The sequence below is a fragment of the Streptomyces diacarni genome (genome assembly GCF_003323715.1).
Lineage (GTDB): Bacteria > Actinomycetota > Actinomycetes > Streptomycetales > Streptomycetaceae > Streptomyces > Streptomyces diacarni.
The window spans coordinates 408,099-429,688 of record NZ_QOIN01000048.1 but is presented as its reverse complement, the minus strand read 5'-3'; the positions used below and the strand labels follow the sequence as shown (position 1 = coordinate 429,688).

Genomic DNA, 21,590 nt, shown 5'->3' with positions numbered 1-21,590 from the left:
TCGCACGTGAAGTTCTGCCCGGGCGGCTGACCACCCATGCCGTCCGGTCCCCACGGCAGAAGGAGCCACTGACGTGAGACCCCTCACCTCGAAGCAGCGGATATCCGCCCTCGCCGCCACCGCGGCCCTGGTAGCGGCGGGTGTCACCGCCGGAACCGCCGGCGCGGCCCCCAGCGGGGAGACCTCGGCGAACGGCGCGCTTCCCGCGCAGCTGAGCGCGACCCAGCACAGCAAGCTGGTCAAGTCCGCGAACACAGAGGCGGCCAAGTCGGCCGACGCCCACGCGCTGGGCCTCGGCGCCAAGGAGAAGCTCCACGTCAAGGACGTCGTCAAGAACAAGGACGGGTCCACACACGTCCGCTACGAGCGGACCTACGACGGGCTGCCCGTGCTCGGTGGCGACCTGGTCGTCCACAAGTCCGCGAGCGGCAAGCGCACCGGCACCACGAAGGCCACCACCGCGAAGATCGCCGTGAAGACCGAGGCGTCGTCCGCGCACAAGCCCTCGCTCGCCAAGGCGAAGGGCAGCGAGGCGCCCCGCAAGGTCGTGTGGGCCGCCGAGGGCAAGCCCGTACTGGCGTGGGAGACCGTCGTCGGCGGTGTCCAGAAGTCGGGCGCGCCCAACCAGCTGCACGTCATCACGGACGCGAAGACCGGCGAGAAGCTCTTCGAGTTCCAGGGCATCAAGGAAGGTACCGGCAACAGCCAGTACAGCGGCAAGGTCGAGATCGGCACCTCAGGCTCCTCGGGCAAGTTCACGATGACCGACGAGGCGCGGGGCGGCAACAAGACCACCAACCTGAACAACGGCTCCAGCGGCGACGGCGAGCTGTTCACGGACGAGGACGACACCTGGGGCGACGGGACGGTCAACGACCCGGCGACCGCGGGGGTCGACGCCCACTACGGCGCGGGCCAGACGTGGGACTACTACAAGGACGTGCACGGCCGCGAGGGCATCGCGGGCGACGGCAAGGGCGCGGTCAGCCGGGTCCACTACGGCGACAACTACGTCAACGCGTTCTGGGACGACTCCTGCTTCTGCATGACCTACGGGGACGGGCAGAACAACGAGCACCCGCTGACGGCGCTGGACGTCGCGGCGCACGAGATGTCGCACGGCGTCACCTCGACCACGGCCAACCTCAACTACGCGGGCGAGTCGGGCGGCCTGAACGAGGCGACCTCCGACATCTTCGCCGCGGCCGTGGAGTTCCACGCCGACAGCCCGGAGGACACGCCGGACTACATGGTCGGCGAGAAGATCGACATCAACGGCGACGGCACCCCGCTGCGCTACATGGACGAGCCCAGCAAGGACGGCCAGTCGCTGGACTACTGGGACTCGAACGCCGGTGACGTGGACGTCCACTACTCCTCCGGCATCGCCAACCACTTCTTCTTCCTGCTGTCGGTGGGCAGCGGGGAGCGCGAGGTGAACGGCGTGCAGTACAACTCGCCCACCAAGGACGGCTCGAAGGTCGACGGCATCGGCATCGAGAAGGCCGAGCAGATCTGGTTCAAGGCGCTCACCGAGCAGATGACGTCGACGACGGACTACGCGGACGCGCGCAAGGCCACCGTCGCGTCGGCCACCGACCTGTACGGTGCCGACAGCGCCGAGGTCAAGACGGTCGAGGCCGCCTGGACCGCGGTGAACGTCACCGGCGGCTGACCGCCGGCACCCGGCACCCGGCAACTGAGCACGGGCGTTGACGGGCCCCGCCCCCTCCCGGGGGCGGGGCCCTTGCGCTGCCCGGTGTCCCCGGGGCGCCGTGGCGGGGTTGAGGACGCCGTGGCCGTGCGCTTCGGCCCGACGCGCACCACACCCCCGGGGCGACGGTGTCGTTGGACAGGACGCGGCTCGCCCCATCCGGGCCGAGCTCCGCTCAGGTGAGCGGAGCGGAGGCCGTCGCGGGTGCCACGGCGAGCGCGCCGAGGAGTCCGACCACCGGGGCGGGACGACCGACCGCCCTCACCCACCGGAGCGCCAGCACCCGATGTCCGTCAACGAGCCCGTTCCCGACACGTTCGGGGACACCCCCGCCCAGGAGCGCGACCCCGACTGGTTCAAGCGTGCGGTCTTCTACGAAGTGCTCGTGCGCTCCTTCCAGGACAGCGACGGCGACGGCATCGGCGACCTGCGGGGGCTCACCGCCCGGCTGGACTACCTCCAGTGGCTCGGCGTCGACTGCCTGTGGCTCCCGCCGATCTTCCCCTCCCCGCTCAGGGACGGCGGCTACGACGTCGCCGACTACACCTCCGTGCTCCCCGAGTTCGGCGACCTCGCGGACTTCGTCGAGTTCGTCGACGCGGCGCACCGGCGCGGCATGCGGGTCGTCATCGACTTCGTCATGAACCACACCAGCGACCAGCACCCGTGGTTCCTCGCCTCGCGCCGCGACCCCCAAGGCGCCTTCGGGGACTACTACGTCTGGGCCGACGACGACCAGCGGTACCGGGAGGCGCGCGTCATCTTCGTCGACACCGAGGCCTCCAACTGGACCTTCGACCCCGTGCGCCGGCAGTACTACTGGCACCGCTTCTTCTCCCACCAACCCGACCTCAACTACGACAACCCCCGCGTGCAGGACGAGATGCTCTCCGCGTTGCGCTTCTGGCTGGAGATGGGCATCGACGGATTCCGGCTGGACGCCGTGCCCTACCTCTACGCCGAAGAGGGCACCACCTGCGAGAACCTTCCGCGCTCGCACGCCTTCCTCAAGCGCGTGCGCACCGTCGTCGACGCCAACTACTCGGACACGGTGCTGCTGGCCGAGGCCAACCAGTGGCCGGAGGACGTCGTCGACTACTTCGGCGACTACGCGGTGGGCGGCGACGAGTGCCACATGGCCTTCCACTTCCCCGTCATGCCGCGCATCTTCATGGCGGTGCGGCGCGAGTCCCGCTATCCGGTCTCGGAGATCCTGGCCAAGACGCCGCACATCCCGTCCGGCTGCCAGTGGGGGATCTTCCTGCGCAACCACGACGAGCTGACGCTGGAGATGGTCACCGACGAGGAGCGCGACTACATGTACGCGGAGTACGCCAAGGACCCGCGCATGCGGGCCAATATCGGCATCAGGCGGCGCCTCGCCCCGCTCCTGGACAACGACCGCAAACAGATCGAGCTGTTCACCGCCCTGCTGCTGTCGCTGCCCGGATCGCCGATCCTCTACTACGGCGACGAGATCGGCATGGGGGACAACATCTGGCTCGGCGACCGCGACGCCGTGCGCACCCCCATGCAGTGGACGCCGGACCGCAACGCCGGGTTCTCCTCCTGCGATCCGGGCCGGCTCTTCCTGCCCGCCGTCATGGACCCCGTCCACGGCTACCAGGTCACCAACGTCGAGGCCGCGATGAGCTCACCCAGCTCCCTGCTGCACTGGACCCGGCGGGTGATCCAGGTCCGCAAGCAGAACCCGGCCTTCGGGCTGGGCTCGTACGAGGAGTTGTCCTCCTCCAATCCCTCCGTGCTGGCCTTCCTGCGGGAGCTGAAGACCGCCGAAGGGGGCGAAGAACTGGTGCTGTGCGTGCACAACTTCTCGCGCTTCCCGCAGCCGACGGAGCTGGACCTGCGCGAGTGGGAGGGGCGCGTTCCCGCGGAGCTCATCGGCGGTGTCCGCTTCCCGGCGGTCGGGAAGCTGCCGTACCTGCTGACGCTCGCGGGGCACGGCTTCTACTGGTTCCGGCTGCGGAAGCCGTCCTCCTCCGCCGCCTGAGCCGGGACCGCCCCCGGCCCGGGACGGGTCGGGGGCGGGTCGGGGGCGGTCCTTGCCGTCTCGTGCGGCGCGAGGGGGTGCTCACGCCTTGGTGGCGACCTGGGGGCGCTCCTCCTGGGCGGGAACCTGGCCCGCGTCGTCGCCGGTGCGGTCCGCGGGTGCGCTGTCCGCCGCCAGGGTGCTCTCGTCGAAGGGCACGTGCCCGGCGAGGACCTCGGCGACCCGCGACTTGTCGATCTCCTTCGTCCAGGTGCCGACCAGCACGGTGGCCACCGCGTTGCCCGCGAAGTTGGTCAGGGCGCGGGCCTCGCTCATGAAGCGGTCGATGCCGACGATCAGCCCGACGCCGTCCACGAGTTCGGGGCGGTGCGACTGGAGTCCGCCCGCGAGGGTGGCCAGCCCGGCGCCGGTGACGCCCGCGGCGCCCTTGGAGGCGATGAACATGAAGATGAGCAGCGAGATCTGCTGGCCGAGGCTGAGCGGGTCGCCCATGGCCTCGGCGACGAAGATCGAGGCCATCGTCAGGTAGATCATCGTGCCGTCGAGGTTGAAGGAGTAGCCGGTCGGCACGGTGATGCCGACGACGGGCTTGCTGACGCCCAGGTGCTCCATCTTCGCGATCAGCCGCGGCAGCGCCGACTCGGACGAGGAGGTGGACAGGATCAGCAGGAACTCGCGGGCCAGGTACTTCAGCAGGGCGAAGATGTTGACGCCGGCGACCAGCCGCAGGATCAGCCCGAGCACGACGAAGACGAACAGGAAACAGGTGACGTAGAAGCCGATCATGATGACGGCCAGCGACTTCAGCGCGTCGACGCCCGTCTCGCCGACCACGGCGGCCATCGCGCCGAACGCGCCGACGGGCGCCGCCCACATCACCATCGCCAGCACCCGGAAGACCAGCTTCTGCAGGTGCCCGATGCCGCGCAGCACCGGCTCACCCGCCTTGCCCATGGCCTGCAGCGCGAAGCCGACGAGCAGGGCGATCAGCAGCGTCTGCAGGACCTCGCCCTCGGTGAAGGCCGAGACCATGGTCTTGGGGATCATGCCGAGCAGGAAGTCGGTCATGCCCTCCCCGCCCTCGGCCTGGGAGGCGCCCGCCTCGCGGTCCGCCTCGCTCAGGTGCAGCCCGTGGCCCGGCTCCAGCACGTTGCCGACGACCAGCCCGATGGCCAGCGCGACCAGCGACATCGTCAGGAAGTAGCCGAGTGCCAGCCCGCCGACGGCGCCGACCTTGGCCGCTTTGCGCACGGAGCCGATGCCCAGCACGATCGTGCAGAAGATGATCGGCGAGATCATCATCTTGATGAGGTTGACGAACCCCTCGCCCAGCGGCTTGAGCTCGGTGGCCACTCCGGGTGCCGTGAGGCCGAGGATCACGCCCAGCACCACCGCGCCGATCACCGCGATGTAGAGGTAGTGGGTGCGATCCCGCTTCACCCGTGGTGCGTCCGGCGCAGCGCCTGCTGCGGCCTGCTGCGGTGTCTTCTTCGACACGTCGGCGGCTCCTCGTCCATGGGTCACGTCACGTTGCTCACCGCGTAACGCCCCTGGTGGGGTACGTTCATCGCGGATCCATATCGTGTTGAGTCCCGGTGACTATGCACCACGGTGCGACGGGCGTCACCCTTACGTGCATTACGTGCATGAAACAAGCCACGGCAAACTGTCACCATGCGTGTCCCCCGCCCCCGTCCTGCCGTGCGGTCCCGCCCGCGCAGCCTGGCGGGGCAGCTGTTCGCCATGCAGGTGGTGCTGGTCACGGTGGTCGTCGCCGGGTGCGCGCTGTTCGCCTACCTGTCCGGCAAGGCGCAGGCCAGTCAGTCCGCTACGCACCGTGCGAGGGCGACCACGCAGGCGGTGGCCGATTCCCCCTCCGTCCGGGACGCGATCCGCTCTCCCCACCCCTCACGGCGGCTCCAGCCGTACGCCGAGGAGACCCGGCGCGACACCGGCGTCACCTTCATCACGATCATGGACACCGACGGCACCCGCTGGACCCACCCCGAGCCGGACCGGATCGGCGAACGCTTCGTGGGGCACATCGGCCCCGCTCTCGAAGGACGCACGTTCGACGAGACGTACACCGGCACACTGGGGCCCTCGGTGCGCGTGGTCACCCCGGTCCGCGACGGCGGCCGCATCGTCGGGCTGGTCAGCGCGGGCATCGCCGTCGACACCATCAGCGAGCAGGTCAGCGACCAGCTGGCAGCGCTGCTCGCGGTCGCGGGCGGCGCCCTGGCGCTGGGCGGCCTGGGCACCTACGTCGTCAACGCCCGGTTGCGCCGCCACACCCACGGCATGAACGCGGCCGAACTGAGCCGCCTGTACGACTACCACCAGGCGACGCTGCACGCCGTGCGGGAGGGGCTGCTGCTGCTCGACGGACACGCCAGGGTGGCCCTCGTCAACGACGGTGCCCGCACCCTGCTGGGCCTCACCGAGCGAGGCGAGGTGGTCGGCTCGCCCGTCACCGCGCTGGGCCTGCCCCGGGAGCTGACGGACGCGCTCTCGGGCGCCGAGGCCCGCGTGGACGAGGTCCACCTCACCGACCAGCGGGTGATCGTCGTCAACACCTCTCCGATCGCGGGACGCGGCACCGTCGTCACCCTCCGCGACCACACCGAGCTGCGCGCGCTGACGGGCGAACTCGACTCGGTGCGCGGTTTCGCCGAAGCCCTCCGCTCGCAGGCCCACGAGGCGGCCAACCGGCTCCACACGGTCGTCTCGCTCATCGAACTGGGCCGCGTGCGGGACGCGGTGGACTTCGCCACCGAGGAGCTGGAGCTCGCGCAGGCGCTGACGGACCGCGTGGTCAGCGCGGTCGCCGAGCCCGTCCTGGCCGCCCTGCTGTTGGGCAAGGCCGCCCAGGCGCACGAACGCGGTGTCGACCTCACGCTCTCCGAGGACAGCCACGTGGACGACACCTCGGGGCTGCCGGCCAGGGACCTGGTCACCGTCCTGGGCAATCTGATCGACAACGCGGTCGAGGCCGCCGCACCGGGCGGCGCGGGGGCCCCGGAGTCGGAGCCGGGTGCGGCACCCGGCGCACGTGGAAAGGCGGGGCCCGCAGGCGGGACCCCCCGCGTCACCGTCACCGTCGCCGTCGAGGAGACCCCCACGCGCCGGCTGCTGCTCCGCGTCGCGGACAACGGTCCCGGCCTGCCGAGCGGGGCCGGTGGGGCCCTGTTCGAGCGCGGCTGGACCACCAAGAGCGGTGGCGGCGGCATCGGTCTGGCGCTCGTGAGGCAGACGGCCCGCAGGCACGGAGGCGACGTCCACGCGCGCGATCTGCGGCCCGCCGGCGCGGAGTTCACCGTGCGGCTGCCGTGCGCGCAGGAAGGAGCACGCTCGTGACACTCCGGGTCCTCGTCGTCGAGGACGACCCCGTGGCGGCGGACGCCCACGCCCTCTACGTCGGCCGCGTCCCGGGCTTCACCGTCGCGGCGACCGTCCACTCGCGCGCCGAGGCCGTCCGCGCCCTGGACGAGGAGGCGCGCATCGACCTGATCCTCCTCGACCTCTACCTGTCCGACGGCAACGGCCTCGAACTCCTGCGCCGGCTGCGCGCCGCCGGCCACACCCAGGACGTGTTCGCCGTGACCTCGGCGCGGGACCTCGCCGTCATCAGGGAGGGCGTGTCCCTCGGCGTCGTGCAGCACGTGCTGAAGCCGTTCACGTTCCGCACCCTCAGCGACCGGCTGCTGCGGTACCGGGACTTCCGTACGGCCGCCGAGGCGCACGGCGAAGCGGCCAGCCAGGACGAGGTGGACCGCGCGCTGTCGGACCTGCGGGCGGCCCCGGCGTCGTCCGCGCTGCCCAAGGGGCTCAGCGCGCCGACCCTCGCCAGGGTGACCGCGCACCTGCGGGAGGCCGCGGCCCGGGGGCTGACCGCGAGCGAGACGGCGACCGCGCTGGGCATCAACCGGATCACGGCCCGCCGCTACCTGGAGCACCTGGTCACCACCGGCGACGCGGACAGGCGGCAGCGGTACGGGCAGGTGGGGCGCCCCGAGCACCACTACGCGTGGCGCGGACCCGGGCCCGGCGCGACGAGCGGGAGTTGAGCCTTCCGCACGGGCGTTCCGCGCCGATTCCTGCCGCCCTATTGTCTATACCAATGCCGCGGGGCTAGCGTGCGGCGGCAACGAGCACGGCATCAGCAACCGGTTCCCCCGAAGGGAGAGTTGCGTGTCCCCCCACCTCTCACGCCGCCACCGCCGCAGGGCCCACCGCAGAGTCGCGGCCGGCCTCGGTGCGACGGCCGCACTCCTGGCCGTCTGTCTGCCGTCCGTCACCGCACAGGCGAGCGGGCAGCACGCGAACGCCACAGCGGCGCCCAGCGGCACGAACGGCCCCTACCTCTACCTGGGCTGGGGCAACCCGCCCGACCCGGTCTCCTTCATGGAGGCGACCGGCACCAAGCAGCTCACCATGGCGTTCATCCTCTCCGACGGCGGCTGCTCCCCCGCCTGGGACGGCCAGCGCCCGCTGGCCGGCGGCCAGGACGAGCAGGCCATCAAGGCCATCCAGCAGGCGGGCGGCGACGTCACCCCGTCCGTCGGCGGCTGGAGCGGCAACAAGCTGGGCGAGGCCTGTTCCAGCGCCGAGGACCTGGCGGCGGCGTACCAGGAGGTCATCGACGCCTACGGCCTGAAGTCGATCGACATCGACATCGAGGCGAGCGAGGTGGAGAACGCCGAGGTCCGCCAGCGCGTCGTCGACGCCCTCAAGATCGTCAAGGAGCAGAACGCGGGCATCAAGGTCTACGTCACCTTCGGCACCACCCCGCAGGGGCCGACCGCCGACGGCAAGGACCTCATCGCCAAGGGCGCGGCGGCCGGGCTGGACGTGGACGGCTGGACGGTGATGCCGTTCGACTTCGGCGACGGCACCACGGACATGGTCGCCGCCACCAAGTCCGCCGTCGACGGGCTCAAGAACGAGGTCAAGGCCGCCTACGGGCTGTCCGACGCGGAGGCCTACGGCAAGTCGGGGCTCTCCTCGATGAACGGCACCACCGACGTGCAGGGCGAACAGGTCTCCCCCGGCGACTTCCAGCAGATCGTCGACTACGCGAAGGACAAGGGCCTGTCGCGGGTGAGCTTCTGGGCCGTCAACCGCGACCGCGCGTGCGCGGGCGGCGGCAGCCCGGGCGACTCGTGCAGCGGCGTCGACCAGCAGGAGTGGGAGTTCTCCAAGATCCTCGCCGGGTACGGCGGTTGAGCCCACACCTGATCCGGCGGCACCCGCCCGGGTGAGCTCCGCCGTCCGGCCCCGTCACGGTGCGACACCGTGGCGGGGCCTTCGCGTGGCCGGGGCCTTCGCACACAGCGCCCTTCGCGTTCCGCGGCGGTGCGGCGGTGCGGCGAGAAAAAGGTGCCCGGCGGCCCGAGGGGACGGGCCGCCGGGCGGCGTTACGGGGTCCGTCCTCAGCTGTGGGACGAACGGCGCTTGCGCGCGAAGAACACGAGACCGCCACCGGCCACGACCACGGCGGCCGCGATCCCGGCGATCATCGGGGTGTTGCTGGAGGAACCGGTCTCCGCCAGGTCCTCGCCACCGCTCTGCGGCTTGGCCGCCGGGGCGCTGGAGCTGCTCTCGGGCGCGCTCGGCTCCGGCTTCTCACTCGCGCTCTGGGAGGGGCTGGCGCTGGGCGAGGGCTCGGTGGACTCCGACTCGCTGGGGGTCGGTGCCGGGGTGTCGCACACCGGCGACGTCTTCGTCTCCGGGCCCCAGCTGTACTGGTCGCCGTCCGAGGCGACGACCTGGGCCGTCACCGTCAGCGGCTTGCTGTGCTCGGGCAGGTCGACCTTCTTGTTGAAGGAAGCGCCGAAGTTCTCGCTGATCAGGACCTCGTCACCGGCCTTGACCGTGACCTTGTTGCCGCTCTGGGCGTAGGCCTTCAGGTCGATGGAGACCGAGTCACAGGTGACCGACCAGCCGGGGGTGTGTGCCTGGGCGGGGGCGGCCGCTATGGCGGTGCCGACGAACGCCGCGGCACCGGTCGCCGCGATGGCGATCGACCGCTGCCATCTGAGGCGCAGTGCTGTCATCGTTTTCCTTCCGGTAGGGCCACGCCGCGCACAAAACCCACACGGCGGGTGACAGCACGGTACTCGCCTCCACAACCCGGGACACACCCGCCCCGGTATATTCAACTCTTCCTCCGGAGCGAGCAGTTCCGCACCGCTCCGGCACAGCCGCAGGAGCCCAGGTCGCAGCTGTGGCCGCACGCCGCGTCCGGCAACGTTGCGGTTCGATGACGGTCCGCGGCGCACCGATGTGATCCGTCCCCCGTGCCGTGCGGCGGCCCGACGGCACGCCGCACGGCAGGTTTCCGCGAGGCGGGTGAGCGCCCGTCAGGTGCGCTGGCGGCGGCGCGGTCAGAGGCCGACCGCCGCGCGCGCCCGCGGGACCGAGACGGTGTCCGAGCCAGTGCCCGAAGCCGTCTCCGTGACGGCTTGCACGAAGGCGCGGACCACGGCGGTCTCACCGTCGCGGGCCCGCACCAGGGTCAGTTCGGAGGAGCCGAGTCCGGCGACCGGTACGAAGGCCAGGTCCGAGCGGACGTGCGTCTCGGCCGTCGGCCGGCACAGCAGCATGCCGCCACCGCCCGCCGCGGCCGTCGCCAGCCCTTCCTGGAGCGTGGTCACGGCGGGCCCGCGCGGCACCGCGAGGCCGCCGGGGGTACGCAGCGGGGCCTGATGGTCCCGCCAGTAGGCGGGCGCGGGCGGCGCGGAGTGGATCAGCGGGGTCCCCACCAACTCCTCCGCGTCGATCCCGGTACGCGCGGCGAACGGGTGCCGGATGCTCACCGCCAGCCGCCACGGCTGCCGTTCGAAGTGCGGTCCCGTCACCAGGTCGGGTTCGTCGACGGGCAGCAGAAGCACCGCCGCGTCCACCTCGCCCCGCCGCACGGGCCCGAACGGGTCCGCCATGGTGACCTCCACGACGCTGGTCGTCACGCCCGGATGCCGCGCGTGGAAGAGCCCGAGCGCCGCCGTCATCCGGTGGTGGGCGCTGCCCAGGAAGCCCAGCCGGACGCTGCCCCGCACGCAGCGGGCCGCGGAGCGCGCCTCCTCGACCACAGCGGCCAGCCGCCCGTAAGCCGGCTCCAGTTCGGCGCGGAACCGCTCCCCGAGCGGCGTCAGCGCCACCCGCCTGCTGGTGCGCTCCACCAGGCGCGCCCCGATCCGGCCCTCCAGCGCGCGCAGCAGTTGGCTCACCCTGCTCTGCGACACGTACAGCCGCTCCCCCGCCCGGCCGAAGTGCAGCTCCTCGGCCAGCACGAGGAAGCACTCCAGCTCGCGTGTCTCCAGCGACCTCGGCCCCTCGCCGCCCGGCCGCACCCCGTCCTCCCGTGGCACCGTCCCCGCTCCCCTCGCCCATCGATGAGTCCCGCTCATGGAAGGATGAGAAGTCCGCCGTTGTTCCCGCAGGTCGCGCGGCGTTGGCTGGGTCCATGACCGAAACCGCCACCGCCTCCGCCTCCGGCCGGGCAGCCGACAGGACGCCGCTCCGCTCCTGGCTCGCCGTCCTCTCCCTCACCGGCGCCACGTTCTCCATCACCGCGACCGAGATGCTGCCCGTCGGCCTGCTCACCCCGATGGGCGGCGCACTGGACGTCTCCGAGGGCTCGGCGGGCCTCACCGTCACCCTCATGGGCCTGACGGCGGCCGTCGCGGCGCCCACCCTGCCGCTGCTCGCCGGCCGCGTGGACCGGCGCCTCCTGCTGGCGGCGCTGATGGCCGTGATGGCGGCCGCCAACCTCCTCTCGGCGCTGGCCCCCTCGCTCCTCGTGCTGCTGCTCGCCCGCGTCGCGGCGGGGGTGGCGCACGGCGGCGTGTGGGCAGTGGCGGCGAGCCTCGCGGTACGCCTCGTGCCCGCCGCACGGGTCGGCCGGGCGCTGTCCGCCGTGTTCGCCGGGATCGGCACCGCCTCGGTGCTCGCCGTCCCGGCCGGCACCATGCTCGGACAGCTCCTGGACTGGCGGGCCGCGTTCTTCGGCGCTGCCGCCCTCACCGCGCTCGTCGCCCTGGCCCTGGTGCTGGCGCTGCCCGCGCTCCCGGCCGAACGAGCGGTACGCCCGCGCGAACTCGCCGGACTCCGGCGCAACGTGCCGCTGCGCACCGGCATGCTGTTCCTGGCCCTGCTGGTGGTCGGCCACTTCACCGCCTACACCTACGTCCGCCCCTTCCTGGAACAGGTCTCCGGTGTCGCCCCCGGCCTGATCGGCGTCCTGCTCCTGGGCTACGGCGCGGCGGGCATCGCCGGCAACTTCGCTGCCGGAACGACGGCCTCACGCACCCCGCGCCGCGTCCTGCTGGTACTCGGCAGCGGCATGGCCGCGACGATGGCCGCCCTGGCACTGCTGGGCGGGCACGCCCCCGCGGCGATCGGCGTTCTGCTGCTGTGGGGCGTGTTCTACGGCGGGGTCTCGGTCAGCAGTCAGGCATACGTGCTGGCGACGGCCGCGAGGACCCGGGAGGCGGCGGGCGCGCTGTTCGCCGCGGTCTTCAACGCCTCGATCGCCCTCGGCGCCCTGGCGGGCGGCCGCGTCGCGGACACGGCGCCCCTTCCCGCCGTCCTCTGGGCGGGCGCGGCACTGGCGGCAACCGCCGTCGTGTTGCTGGCACTCCACCCCGCCGTCCGCTCCCGCTCCGGAGCCCGGTGTGCGGCGCGCAGCGGATCTGCGGGTTCGCCCGGGCACGGTGACGACGTGGCGTAGGCGCTTCGGGGCGGCGCGGGGCCCACACCCGCTGAGGCGCCGGTAGCCGCGCTCTCGGGCCGTCCGGCGACCTCGTGGCCGAACCACCCTGGCAACACGCCCCAGAGGGCCACCGGCGGAGCCTGCCGGAGACTCGAACAACAAGGGCCCTTCCGTGAACCTTTTCGCCGTACCGATCATCGGAGCATGCAGGAACAGTGAAGACGGGGCGGTAGCCCGGCCCCGCAGGCCGTGTGTGACCCCGTAAGGCCTCTACGCGCCGGAGGGCGGCCAGGGAGTGACGGTAGTGGGAGAACAGCAGCCTGGGGCGGCGCGTGCGGGCGGACGACCCGAACAGGCCCGGGGCGCCCGGCGACGGCTCACCACGCGGATGTGCCTCGCGACGGCCGTCGGTGCGGGACTCGCGGCGGCCCTGCTGACCGGGTGCGGTGCGCAGGACGACACGGCCGACGCCCCCAAGACGGTGGCCGGCAAAGCGGCACCCGCGCCGGGCGATCCCTCCCACAGCTCCTCGGAGAAGGGGAGCGCCTCACCCTCGTCGTCGCAGACCGGGAAAGGCGGCGGAGACAACGAGGACGCCCTGAGCACGTCCGGCTCGGGCGGACGCGGCACCGGCGGGGCCTCGGGCGGGAAGCCCGGCTCCGGCTCGTCGGACGACGGCGCGGCAGCCCACCCGTGCGACAGCCAGAACCTCACGATCAACGTGACGGCACGTGCCGGTGCGCCCAGCCAGCGGGTCATCGAGACGCGCAACACCGGCGCGGCCGCGTGCAGCCTGAGCTCCTCCCCCGGGGTCGACCTGGGCAACTCAGGCTCCCCGGACCAGAGCAAGAACATCAAGCCGATACTCGCCAGCGGCACCTCGCGCTTCCCGGTCCCGGCGGGCCGAAGCGCCTACACGGTGATCGACCTCAACCCGAGCGGCGCCCGCGGCGGCGGTGCCGCCGACGTCGACGAACTCAACGTGCTGGCCGACCAGGAGGGCACCAACATGCCTCTCGCGGCCACCCGGAACTTCCCGCTCGGCGGCGACGCGCGAGTCGTCAACCCCACGATGGGCCTCTACCAAAGCAGCGTGGCGGAAGCGGCCACCTCTTTGGCGTCAGCCGGCGAGTAGCGCGGCCGATGGCCGGCCGCGCTCACGAGTCCGCAGAGTGCTTCACGCCTCCGAGGAAGGCGGCCCAGGCGGCGGACGAGAACGACAGCGGCGCCCTGCGGACGTCCTTGCTGTCCCGCACCGGGACGACGCCGGTGCGGGAGGCGACCCCCGGCGCCCACTCGACGCAGTTGCCGCCGGTGCCGTCGCTGTAGCTGGACCTGATCCAAACGGGCCTGGCGCTCATGTGACCTGCCTTTCAGACGCGGCCGCGCTTCACACCTTCGACGAACGCCGACCACGCCGCCGACGGAAACGACAACGGCGCACGACCAGTGTCCTTACTGTCCCGCACCGGGACCAGACCGCCGCCGAACGCGAGCCCCGGCGCCCACTCCACGCAATTGCCGCCTTGGTGATCGCTGTAGCTGGACTTCATCCACTGCGTTTCGCTCATGGTCATCCCTGATCGCTCTGATGCATGCGGTGGAATCATCCGGGCTCAGGGAGCAGGCCCGCAAGTAGTCGAAAAGGGCCGAGGCATGAGCCACTTTCGCCGGGGCGCTGTACGGCTGGCTGCCATGTGGGTGTTCGATGAACACGTGCGGGGCGCTGTCAGGGATCTCCATCAGTACGTATGGAGTGCCGGTCGCGTCCTTCGCTGCGGAGTACGGCAGGACCTGCACCGTAAGCGTGGGGTGCTGTCGGATCTCCGTGAGGAGGTGCACCATTTGCCGCACCATCACCCGCGCCGATCCCACCTCAGCACGAAGGCATGCCTCATGGAGAATCACCCAGACCCGCGGGGGTGCGGAGCGCTCCATGATCTCTCTGCGGCGCAGGCGCGTGACGAGCAGGGCGTCGCGGTCCAGTTGCGGCGCGACCGCACGACCGCTCTGAAGCACAGCCCGCGCGTACTCCTCGTGCTGAAGTAGGCCACTGATCAGCACGGTTGAGAAGTCTCGGATACTGGTAGCCACCTTCTCCGCCTCCAGGTAGGGCGTGAACCAGGCCGGGTTCTCGCCCTCCACCAACCGCCGCCGCTGTCGGACGAACAGGTCGCCCGTGCCGAAGGCGCGGTCGCAGCCCTCCACGAAGCGCAGGGCCGGGAACACCACCCCCGTCTCCACCTTGGTCACGTAGCTCACCGAATAACCGGCCGCCGCCCCCAGCGCACGCTGGGTGAGCCGACGCGCTTCGCGTACTTGCCGGATGTCGTCGCCGAGAGTGCCGCCACTCGGGGAACTCACATTCACAGCACGTTGCTGCCTCTTCATAGCCGCTGACCTGCCCACAGAGCCGCCGAGACCGCCTTGCGCATGCTCCGCACATGTGAAGGACGGCGTTCACTCCGCACCACGTTAGCCCTCTCCGTGTTGTTCTCACCACAGAAAGTCACCAACTCGCAGCGGATGGGCGGGAGTAGTCATGACACAGGCCGAACCGGAATCCGAGGAACAGGAAAGCGCACAACCGGACTGCGCCGACTGCGCGTGGTACCGGACGATGATCAGGCGGGCGGCCGGCGACCCCCGACCGAGGGCCGATCTGGAGGCGCTCTACGGCGCCCACCTGCGCCGCACACACGGCGAACCGACCACCGTCACGCGGCCCTTGCGGAGCGTGTGAGATGTGGTCGGAGGGCGACCGGGTGCGGGACGCCAGGACCGGCAAGGCGGGCCGCGTCGTACAGGTGACCGGGCCCGCACCGTTCATCTACCGGGTGCTGCTGGAGCAGCGGGGCGTGGGCGAGCCACCTGTGATGATCTTCCGGTACGGGGACCAGTTGCGGGCGGCGCCCGCACAGGCGCCGGGCGGGCAGGCGTTCGAGAAGACGCTCTAACATGTGCCCATGCGAGGGCGCCGGCTGAACGACCGTTACGAGCTGATCGCACCGCTCGGCTCCGGCGGCATGGGGCAGGTGTGGCGGGCCCGCGACACCACGCTCGACCGCGAGGTCGCCGTCAAGGTGTTCAGGCCGCAGGAGGGCACCGCCGAGGACACCGGGCACGAGGAACTGCTGGGCCGCTTCCGGCGCGAGGCCCGCTCGGCCGCCGCGCTGGACAGCCCGCACATCGCCGCCGTCCACGACCACGGCACCGACACCTCGGACGGGGCCGCCACCCCGTTCCTCGTCATGGCACTCGTGCACGGCCCCTCCCTGCACGAGGTGCTGCGTGAGGCGGGACGCGTCCCGCTCGCCGACGCGCTGCGCTGGAGCGCGGACGTGTGCCGCGCGCTGGAGACCGCGCACGCGGCGGGCGTCGTCCACCGCGACATCAAACCGGCCAACATCATGGTCGAGGGCGAGGAGGGGCGCAGCCGCGCGAAGGTCGTCGACTTCGGCATCGCCAAGTTCACCGAGGCGCGGTCGAGCGATCCGCAGCTGACGGCGACCGGCCAGATGCCGTTCGGCAGCGTCCTGTACATGGCCCCCGAGCAGTTCCGGCAGTCCGGCGTGGACGGGCGCACCGACCTGTACGCGCTCGGCTGCGTGCTCTACGAACTCCTCGTCGGGCGCCCGCCGTACACCGGCTCGGCGGCCGGCGTCATGTACAACCACCTCAACGACGTGCCCCTGCGCCCCAGTCGCGCACGCGCGGCCCTGCCCCCGGGCGTCGACCGGCTGGTCCTGGACCTGATGGCCCGCGACTCCGTCGACCGCCCGGCGGACGCGTCCGAGGCGCTGGCGCGCATCCGGGAGGTCGCCGGCTCCGGTGCGCAGGCGCGCGGCGACGCCGCTGCCGGACCGGAGCAGGAGGGCCGCCCTGGCACGGTCTTGCGTACACCCCGCGTACCGGACCGCAGGACGCCGCCCCCGGCGGCAGAGCACGAGCCGCGCACGGAGGCGCGCGAAGGGGGCCCGGGGGCGGCACCGGGCGCTTCGCAGGCGAGCGCGTCCCCTTCCACCGCCGGTTCCGGCGAGCGGCAGCCGAAGCGTGCCGCGCCCACGGCCTTCCGCGAGCCGGAGGTACCCCGCAAGGCCGCACCGGCGGCCCCAGCAGCCCCGGCGGCCCCAGCAGCCCCGGTGCAGCCGTCAAGTGCGGCGGGCACGGTGGCCGGTGCGGGGCGCGGCCAGGTCCCGGTCCCGGCTCGGACCGGCCCCGCAGACCCGTACGGGTGGCGGAACGGCCGTGAGCCGCGGCTTCGCCCGCCGGTCCGCAGGACGGCCCGCGAGAAGAAGGTGCTGTGGCGGCGGGCTGCCTACGTCGCCGCGACGGCCCTCGTCTTCGGCTCGTCCTTCGTCCTCGGCGCGAACGACGACGCCCCGGCACGCAACGGCAGCTCCGCCCTCGACATCGCGGAGAGGCTGACCCCCGACACCTACGAACTGGGCGTCGGTGTCGCGCTGCCCCTCCAGGACCCGCAGGCGGCGTCCGATCAGCTCGCCCGGGTGGCCAGGGCCGCGGTCGACGAGGTGGAGCGCCGGCGAGGCGAGAAGGTCCCGCTGCGCGTCGTACCGGTCGACACGAACACTTCCACCGGCTCCGACGTGCTGCGCCAGCACCCCTCCATGGTGGCGCTGGTCGGCAAGACCGCCTCTCTGTCCGGTGACGCCGACCACCCCGACGCCAGGGTTCCCACGCTGGACTCCTGCCGTGCCGACTGGCCGGTGAGTGGCGCGTCCCTCTCGGTGTCCGAGGCCGGTCTCGCCGGCGTCGAGGCCGACGAGCTGCGCCGAGAGCACGGCGTTCGCGCGCTCCTCGTCTCCGACGAGGCCGCTGTGGAGGCAGCGGACTTCAACTCCTCGGGCGTCGAGGCCGTCGCGCCCGACGAGCCGCTGGAGAGCGAGCCCGACGTGCGCCGAGCGATCCGGCGGTACGACGCGGACGGCGTGGTGCTGCCCAACGACGTGTCGGCGGACGACGGGAAGACGGCGGCGTGGGCGCGGGCGGCCCGCGCGGAAGGGAAGCAGATCGTGCTCCACGGCGGCAGGTACGCGGCCTGCGACCCTTCCGACGACGTCGCGGAGGACGCGCGCAGGGACCGGCACCTTCCCGACGGAACGCTGCGTTTCCGCTCCTTCCGCGACGAGACGCAGAAGCCGGACTGCGCGCACACGCCGAAACTGTGCTCCGTGCCCGCCTCCCTGAAGAAGCTGCTGCGGCTGCGCGGCGCCGCCGAGCTGTACGACGCGACGCTGCTGGCCGCCGAGCAGCTGGGGCCCGTGCTGGACGGCGAGCCGACCGTCGGCCAGGCCCGTGACCGCGTGCGCACGAAGCTGGCCGGCGCTTCGGCGGACGGCCTGCTGGGCCCCTACCGGCTGGCCGACGGCCAGGTCGCGGACCGCCCCGTCTGGGTCGACGAGCGGAAGGACGGCGCATGGCACCGGGTACGCACGCTCTCCACTGCGCCGAAGTAGCCGCCCGCCGCGATGTGCGCCGGGACCGGAGGGGCCGCGTCAGCCCGCGGGCCGTGGCGCCCGCGGGCCTCGGCTCAGAAGACCGCTTCGGTCTCGTCCATGCGGTTCTGCGGCACCCGCTTGAGTTCGGTCACCGCGTCGGCGAGCGGCGCCATGACGATCTCCGTGCCGCGCAGCGCGGTCATGTGGCCGAAGTCGCCGCGGTGCGCGGCCTCGACGGCGTGCCAGCCGAAGCGGGTGGCGAGCACCCGGTCGTAGGCGGTGGGGGTGCCGCCGCGCTGGATGTGGCCGAGGATGACGGGGCGGGCCTCCTTGCCGAGGCGGTGCTCCAGTTCGACCGCGAGCCGGTTGCCGATGCCGGCGAAGCGCTCGTGCCCGTACTGGTCGATCACGCCCTTCTCGTACGGCATGGAGCCCTCGGCCGGGTGGGCGCCCTCGGCGACGCAGATGATCGCGAACTTCTTGTCGCGCGAGAACCGTTCCTCGACCATCTTCACCAGGTCGTCGACCTCGAAGTTGCGTTCGGGGACGCAGATGGCGTGCGCGCCGCCCGCCATGCCCGCCTCCAGGGCGATCCATCCCGCGTGCCGGCCCATGACCTCCACGACCATGACGCGCTGGTGCGACTCGGCGGTGGTCTTGAGGCGGTCCATGGCCTCGGTGGCCACGGTGACGGCGGTGTCGAAGCCGAAGGTGCGGTCGGTGGCGGAGATGTCGTTGTCGATCGTCTTGGGGACGCCGACCACCGGCAGGCCGATCTCCGCGAGCATGCGGGCCGCGGTCAGCGTGCCCTCGCCGCCGATGGGGATGAGCGCGTCGAGGCCGAGGCGCTCGATCAGCTCCTCGGAGTCGTTGCACGCCTCCTGGAGCCGGGCGCGCTCCAGGCGGGCCGAGCCGAGGATGGTGCCGCCGCGGGCGAGGATGCCGCTGACGGAGTTTATGTCGAGGGGGCGGTAGCGGCCCTCCAGCAGGCCCTTGAAACCGTCTTCGAAGCCGATGACCTCGTCGCCGCGGTCGTGCACGGCACGGTGCACGACGGATCGGATCACGGCGTTGAGACCGGGGCAGTCTCCGCCTGCGGTGAGGACTCCGATGCGCATGGGGTTCGCTTCTCCTGCTCCGTAGATGCCCGCCTGGGAACGGGCGCCCGCCTGGGGGCGGGCCGCTTGGGGCACGATCGGACCTCACTGTCCGGTGCCACTGGTCCATGTGAGCCGGTGCGATTGTTTCACGTCTTGAAGACGCGGGCATGGGCCCCGCCCAGCATGCGGACCCGTGCCCGGGCCGCCGTCGCGGCGCCCGGCACCGGGCTTCGGCGTGCCGGGCACCGGCGCCGGCCTGGCGAGCGGTATAGCGACGAGCGCAGGTACTGTCAAGGGTAAAGCCGTACCCTTGTCGGTGGTCTCCGGAAGACCCGTGGATTCGGGAAGAAGCGCCTGCCGGCGGAAACGGCTGCCACAAGAAGCGACGCGAAACCAAGCGGACCGCGACCCGGAGGAGACAGCGCGTGACGCGCAGCGTGTACGTGACCGGCATCGGACGCAGCGACGGCCGCCAGGTCGTCGAGCTGGGCGTCATGGAACTGCTCACGCGGCAGGTGGACCGCGTGGGGGTGTTCAGGCCGCTGGTGCACGAAGGTCCCGACCGCCTCTACGACCTGCTGCGCAGCCGCTACCGGCTCTCCCAGCCCGCCTCCTCGGTCTTCGGCATGAGCTACGAGGAGGCGGCCACGCTCCAGGCCGAGCAGGGCACGGACGAGCTGATATCGCGCCTGCTGGAGCGCTACCACCGGGTCGCCGACTCCTACGAGGCGGTCCTCGTGCTGGGCACCGACTTCGCCGACACGGGGCTGCCCGCCGAGCTCGCCCTCAACGCGCGGCTCGCCAACGAGTTCGGGGCCGCCGTGCTGCCCGTCGTCGCGGCCCGTGACCAGGCACCGGACGCGGTGGTCGCCGAGGTGCGCAACGCCCACCACGCCTACGCCTCCCTCGGCGCCGACCTGATCGCGATGGTCGCCAACCGGGTCGCGGAGCCGGCGGCCGCCGAGGCCGTGCGGGGCCTGGCCGAGCGGCTGCCCGAACCGGTGTACGTGCTGCCCGAGGAGCCCGCGCTGGCCGCGCCGACCGTGACCCAGATCAAGGAGGCCACCGGCGCCGAGGTGCTGCTCGGGGACCACGCGGGCCTCTCCCGCGACGTCCGCCACCTCGTCTTCGGCGGCGCCCACCTGCCCGCCTTCCTGCCGGCGCTCACCGAAGGCTGCATGGTGATCACGCCCGGCGACCGCTCCGACCTGATCATCGGCGCGCTGGCCGCGCACTCGGCCGGCTCCCCCGCCATCGCCGGGGTCCTGCTCACCCTGGACGAGCACCCCGGGGAGCAGACGCTCGCGCTGGCCTCCCGGCTGGCGCCGGGCACGCCCGTGCTCGTCGTCACCGAGGGCTCCATGGAGACCGCGGACGCCCTCCTGTCGCTGGAGGGCAAGCTCACCGCCGCCACCCCGCGCAAGGCCGAGATCGCGCTGGGCCTGTTCGAGACGCACGTGGACGCCGCGCGCCTGTCCGAGCGGCTGGCCGTGGAGCGCAGCGCACGCGTCACGCCCATGATGTTCGAGCACGAGCTGGTGGAGCGCTCACGGACCGGGGCCGCCCGGCGGCAGCACATCGTGCTGCCCGAGGGCGAGGAGGAGCGGGTGCTGCGCGCGGCCGAGGTGCTGCTGCGGCGCAACATCTGCGACCTGACGCTGCTCGGCGACCCGGTGACCGTCCGCAAACGCGCCGCCGAGCTGAGCGTCGGCCTCGACCTGTTGGCCGACGGAGAGGCGCCCGCGACCGGCGGTGCGGCCACCGCCAGGATCGTCGACCCGCAGACCTCGCCGCTGCGGGAACGGTTCGCCGAGTCGTACGCGAAGCTGCGCGCCCACAAGGGCGTGACCCACGAGCTGGCCCACGACGTGGTCGCCGACGTGTCCTACTTCGGCACGATGATGGTCCAGGAAGGGCTGGCCGACGGCATGGTCTCCGGCGCCGTGCACTCCACTGCGGCGACGATCCGTCCGGCCTTCGAGATCATCCGCACCGATCCTGGCGCCTCGACCGTCTCCTCCGTCTTCTTCATGTGCCTGGCCGACCGCGTGCTGGTCTACGGCGACTGCGCCGTGGTACCCGATCCCGACGCCGAACAGCTCGCGGACATCGCGATCCAGTCGGCCACCACCGCGGCCAGGTTCGGGGTGGAGCCCAGGATCGCGATGCTGTCGTACTCGACGGGCACCTCGGGCTCCGGCGCCGACGTGGACAAGGTGCGGCGGGCCACGGAACTGGTCCGCGAGCGCCGCCCCGACCTGCTGACGGAGGGCCCCATCCAGTACGACGCCGCCGTGGACCCCTCGGTCGCCGCCACGAAGCTGCCCGACTCGAAGGTGGCGGGGCGGGCGACCGTGCTGGTCTTCCCCGACCTGAACACCGGCAACAACACCTACAAGGCCGTGCAGCGCTCGGCCGGGGCCGTCGCCGTGGGCCCCGTCCTCCAGGGCCTGCGCAAGCCCGTCAACGACCTGAGCCGCGGCGCGCTGGTGCAGGACATCGTCAACACCGTCGCGATCACGGCCGTCCAGGCGCAGGCCGACGCCCCCGGCCCCGGCGCCTGACCCCTGCTCCCGCCTCCACCCCCCGCCCC

18 protein-coding genes are annotated in these 21,590 nt (G+C 72.2%); 11 read left to right on the top strand and 7 right to left on the bottom strand.

Annotated features, from left to right (window positions below):
• Positions 1-73 precede the first annotated feature (73 nt).
• Together DTL70_RS23810 and treS are read left to right on the top strand one after the other, a co-directional pair.
• The gene (locus DTL70_RS23810; RefSeq protein WP_114024000.1) at positions 74-1,675 is read left to right on the top strand and encodes a M4 family metallopeptidase; all 1,602 of its coding nucleotides are present in this window, start codon (positions 74-76) and stop codon (positions 1,673-1,675) included.
• Positions 1,676-2,000: 325 nt separating this feature from the next.
• Positions 2,001-3,725 carry a maltose alpha-D-glucosyltransferase gene (gene treS / locus DTL70_RS23805; RefSeq protein WP_114023999.1) on the top strand — a complete coding sequence of 575 codons (1,725 nt, stop codon included), beginning with the start codon at positions 2,001-2,003 and terminating at the stop codon, positions 3,723-3,725.
• A gap of 81 nt (positions 3,726-3,806) precedes the next feature.
• Here the strand turns inward: treS and DTL70_RS23800 are convergent, their stop codons facing one another.
• On the bottom strand, positions 3,807-5,222 hold the full coding sequence (locus DTL70_RS23800; RefSeq protein ID WP_181861052.1) for a cation:dicarboxylate symporter family transporter: 1,416 nt from the start codon (positions 5,220-5,222) through the stop codon (positions 3,807-3,809).
• A gap of 177 nt (positions 5,223-5,399) precedes the next feature.
• Here DTL70_RS23800 and DTL70_RS23795 point away from each other — a divergent pair, with 177 nt between their 5' ends.
• From DTL70_RS23795 to DTL70_RS23785, 3 genes are all read left to right on the top strand, one after another.
• Complete coding sequence (locus DTL70_RS23795; protein ID WP_114023998.1) at positions 5,400-7,082, top strand: sensor histidine kinase; 1,683 nt, start codon at positions 5,400-5,402, stop codon at positions 7,080-7,082.
• Complete coding sequence (locus DTL70_RS23790; RefSeq protein WP_114023997.1) at positions 7,079-7,792, top strand: response regulator; 714 nt, start codon at positions 7,079-7,081, stop codon at positions 7,790-7,792. The genes DTL70_RS23795 and DTL70_RS23790 overlap by 4 nt, the downstream gene beginning before the upstream one ends.
• A gap of 124 nt (positions 7,793-7,916) precedes the next feature.
• Positions 7,917-8,951, top strand: coding sequence for a chitinase (locus DTL70_RS23785; RefSeq protein ID WP_114023996.1), 1,035 nt, complete (start codon positions 7,917-7,919; stop codon positions 8,949-8,951).
• Between the two features lie 206 nt (positions 8,952-9,157).
• Here the strand turns inward: DTL70_RS23785 and DTL70_RS23780 are convergent, their stop codons facing one another.
• Both DTL70_RS23780 and DTL70_RS23775 read right to left on the bottom strand, forming a co-directional pair.
• A complete protein-coding gene (locus DTL70_RS23780; RefSeq protein ID WP_114023995.1) occupies positions 9,158-9,781 on the bottom strand; it encodes an LAETG motif-containing sortase-dependent surface protein in 624 nt (207 codons plus the stop codon).
• 330 nt (positions 9,782-10,111) lie between these two features.
• On the bottom strand, positions 10,112-11,095 hold the full coding sequence (locus tag DTL70_RS23775; protein WP_245979585.1) for a LysR family transcriptional regulator: 984 nt from the start codon (positions 11,093-11,095) through the stop codon (positions 10,112-10,114).
• A 95-nt stretch (positions 11,096-11,190) separates the two neighbouring features.
• Here DTL70_RS23775 and DTL70_RS23770 point away from each other — a divergent pair, with 95 nt between their 5' ends.
• The gene (locus DTL70_RS23770) at positions 11,191-12,456 is read left to right on the top strand and encodes an MFS transporter (protein WP_114023993.1); all 1,266 of its coding nucleotides are present in this window, start codon (positions 11,191-11,193) and stop codon (positions 12,454-12,456) included.
• A gap of 286 nt (positions 12,457-12,742) precedes the next feature.
• Complete coding sequence (locus DTL70_RS23765) at positions 12,743-13,573, top strand: DUF4232 domain-containing protein (RefSeq protein ID WP_147266809.1); 831 nt, start codon at positions 12,743-12,745, stop codon at positions 13,571-13,573.
• Positions 13,574-13,595: 22 nt separating this feature from the next.
• On the opposite strand, the gene DTL70_RS23760 is transcribed toward DTL70_RS23765, so the two are convergent.
• The 3 genes from DTL70_RS23760 to DTL70_RS23750 are packed head-to-tail and all read right to left on the bottom strand — an operon-like array spanning position 13,596 to position 14,829.
• On the bottom strand, positions 13,596-13,799 hold the full coding sequence (locus DTL70_RS23760) for a DUF397 domain-containing protein (RefSeq protein ID WP_114023991.1): 204 nt from the start codon (positions 13,797-13,799) through the stop codon (positions 13,596-13,598).
• A gap of 12 nt (positions 13,800-13,811) precedes the next feature.
• Positions 13,812-13,952, bottom strand: a complete 141-nt coding sequence (locus tag DTL70_RS34410; RefSeq protein ID WP_342776508.1) for a DUF397 domain-containing protein — start codon at positions 13,950-13,952, stop codon at positions 13,812-13,814.
• Positions 13,894-14,829 (bottom strand): helix-turn-helix domain-containing protein, encoded by a 936-nt coding sequence (locus tag DTL70_RS23750; protein WP_114023989.1) that lies wholly within the window; start codon positions 14,827-14,829, stop codon positions 13,894-13,896. The genes DTL70_RS34410 and DTL70_RS23750 overlap by 59 nt, the downstream gene beginning before the upstream one ends.
• 151 nt (positions 14,830-14,980) lie before the next feature.
• Between DTL70_RS23750 and DTL70_RS23745 the strand changes: the two genes are divergently transcribed.
• The 3 genes from DTL70_RS23745 to DTL70_RS23735 are packed head-to-tail and all read left to right on the top strand — an operon-like array spanning position 14,981 to position 17,915.
• The gene (locus DTL70_RS23745) at positions 14,981-15,181 is read left to right on the top strand and encodes a hypothetical protein (RefSeq protein WP_114023988.1); all 201 of its coding nucleotides are present in this window, start codon (positions 14,981-14,983) and stop codon (positions 15,179-15,181) included.
• A gap of 1 nt (position 15,182) precedes the next feature.
• A complete protein-coding gene (locus DTL70_RS23740) occupies positions 15,183-15,395 on the top strand; it encodes a hypothetical protein (RefSeq protein ID WP_114023987.1) in 213 nt (70 codons plus the stop codon).
• A 9-nt stretch (positions 15,396-15,404) separates the two neighbouring features.
• On the top strand, positions 15,405-17,915 hold the full coding sequence (locus tag DTL70_RS23735; RefSeq protein WP_114023986.1) for a protein kinase domain-containing protein: 2,511 nt from the start codon (positions 15,405-15,407) through the stop codon (positions 17,913-17,915).
• A 74-nt stretch (positions 17,916-17,989) separates the two neighbouring features.
• On the opposite strand, the gene DTL70_RS23730 is transcribed toward DTL70_RS23735, so the two are convergent.
• Positions 17,990-19,015: a 6-phosphofructokinase gene (locus DTL70_RS23730; RefSeq protein ID WP_114023985.1), complete on the bottom strand. Its 1,026-nt coding sequence runs from the start codon at positions 19,013-19,015 to the stop codon at positions 17,990-17,992.
• 407 nt (positions 19,016-19,422) lie between these two features.
• Here DTL70_RS23730 and pta point away from each other — a divergent pair, with 407 nt between their 5' ends.
• Entirely contained in the window at positions 19,423-21,561 is a 2,139-nt protein-coding gene (gene pta / locus DTL70_RS23725; protein WP_114023984.1) for a phosphate acetyltransferase, read from the top strand.
• Positions 21,562-21,590: the final 29 nt, after the last annotated feature.

Bases quoted from the DNA above. Each gene is read 5' to 3' on its own strand.
- treS (WP_114023999.1), top strand. From the start codon at position 2,001: ATGTCCGTCAACGAGCCCGTTCCCGACACGTTCGGGGACACCCCCGCC.
- DTL70_RS23795 (WP_114023998.1), top strand. From the start codon at position 5,400: ATGCGTGTCCCCCGCCCCCGTCCTGCCGTGCGGTCCCGCCCGCGCAGC.
- DTL70_RS23770 (WP_114023993.1), top strand. From the start codon at position 11,191: ATGACCGAAACCGCCACCGCCTCCGCCTCCGGCCGGGCAGCCGACAGG.
- DTL70_RS23730 (WP_114023985.1), bottom strand. From the start codon at position 19,015: ATGCGCATCGGAGTCCTCACCGCAGGCGGAGACTGCCCCGGTCTCAAC.
- DTL70_RS23750 (WP_114023989.1), bottom strand. From the start codon at position 14,829: ATGAAGAGGCAGCAACGTGCTGTGAATGTGAGTTCCCCGAGTGGCGGC.
- DTL70_RS23740 (WP_114023987.1), top strand. From the start codon at position 15,183: ATGTGGTCGGAGGGCGACCGGGTGCGGGACGCCAGGACCGGCAAGGCG.
- DTL70_RS23745 (WP_114023988.1), top strand. From the start codon at position 14,981: ATGACACAGGCCGAACCGGAATCCGAGGAACAGGAAAGCGCACAACCG.
- DTL70_RS23735 (WP_114023986.1), top strand. From the start codon at position 15,405: ATGCGAGGGCGCCGGCTGAACGACCGTTACGAGCTGATCGCACCGCTC.
- DTL70_RS23760 (WP_114023991.1), bottom strand. From the start codon at position 13,799: ATGAGCGCCAGGCCCGTTTGGATCAGGTCCAGCTACAGCGACGGCACC.
- DTL70_RS23780 (WP_114023995.1), bottom strand. From the start codon at position 9,781: ATGACAGCACTGCGCCTCAGATGGCAGCGGTCGATCGCCATCGCGGCG.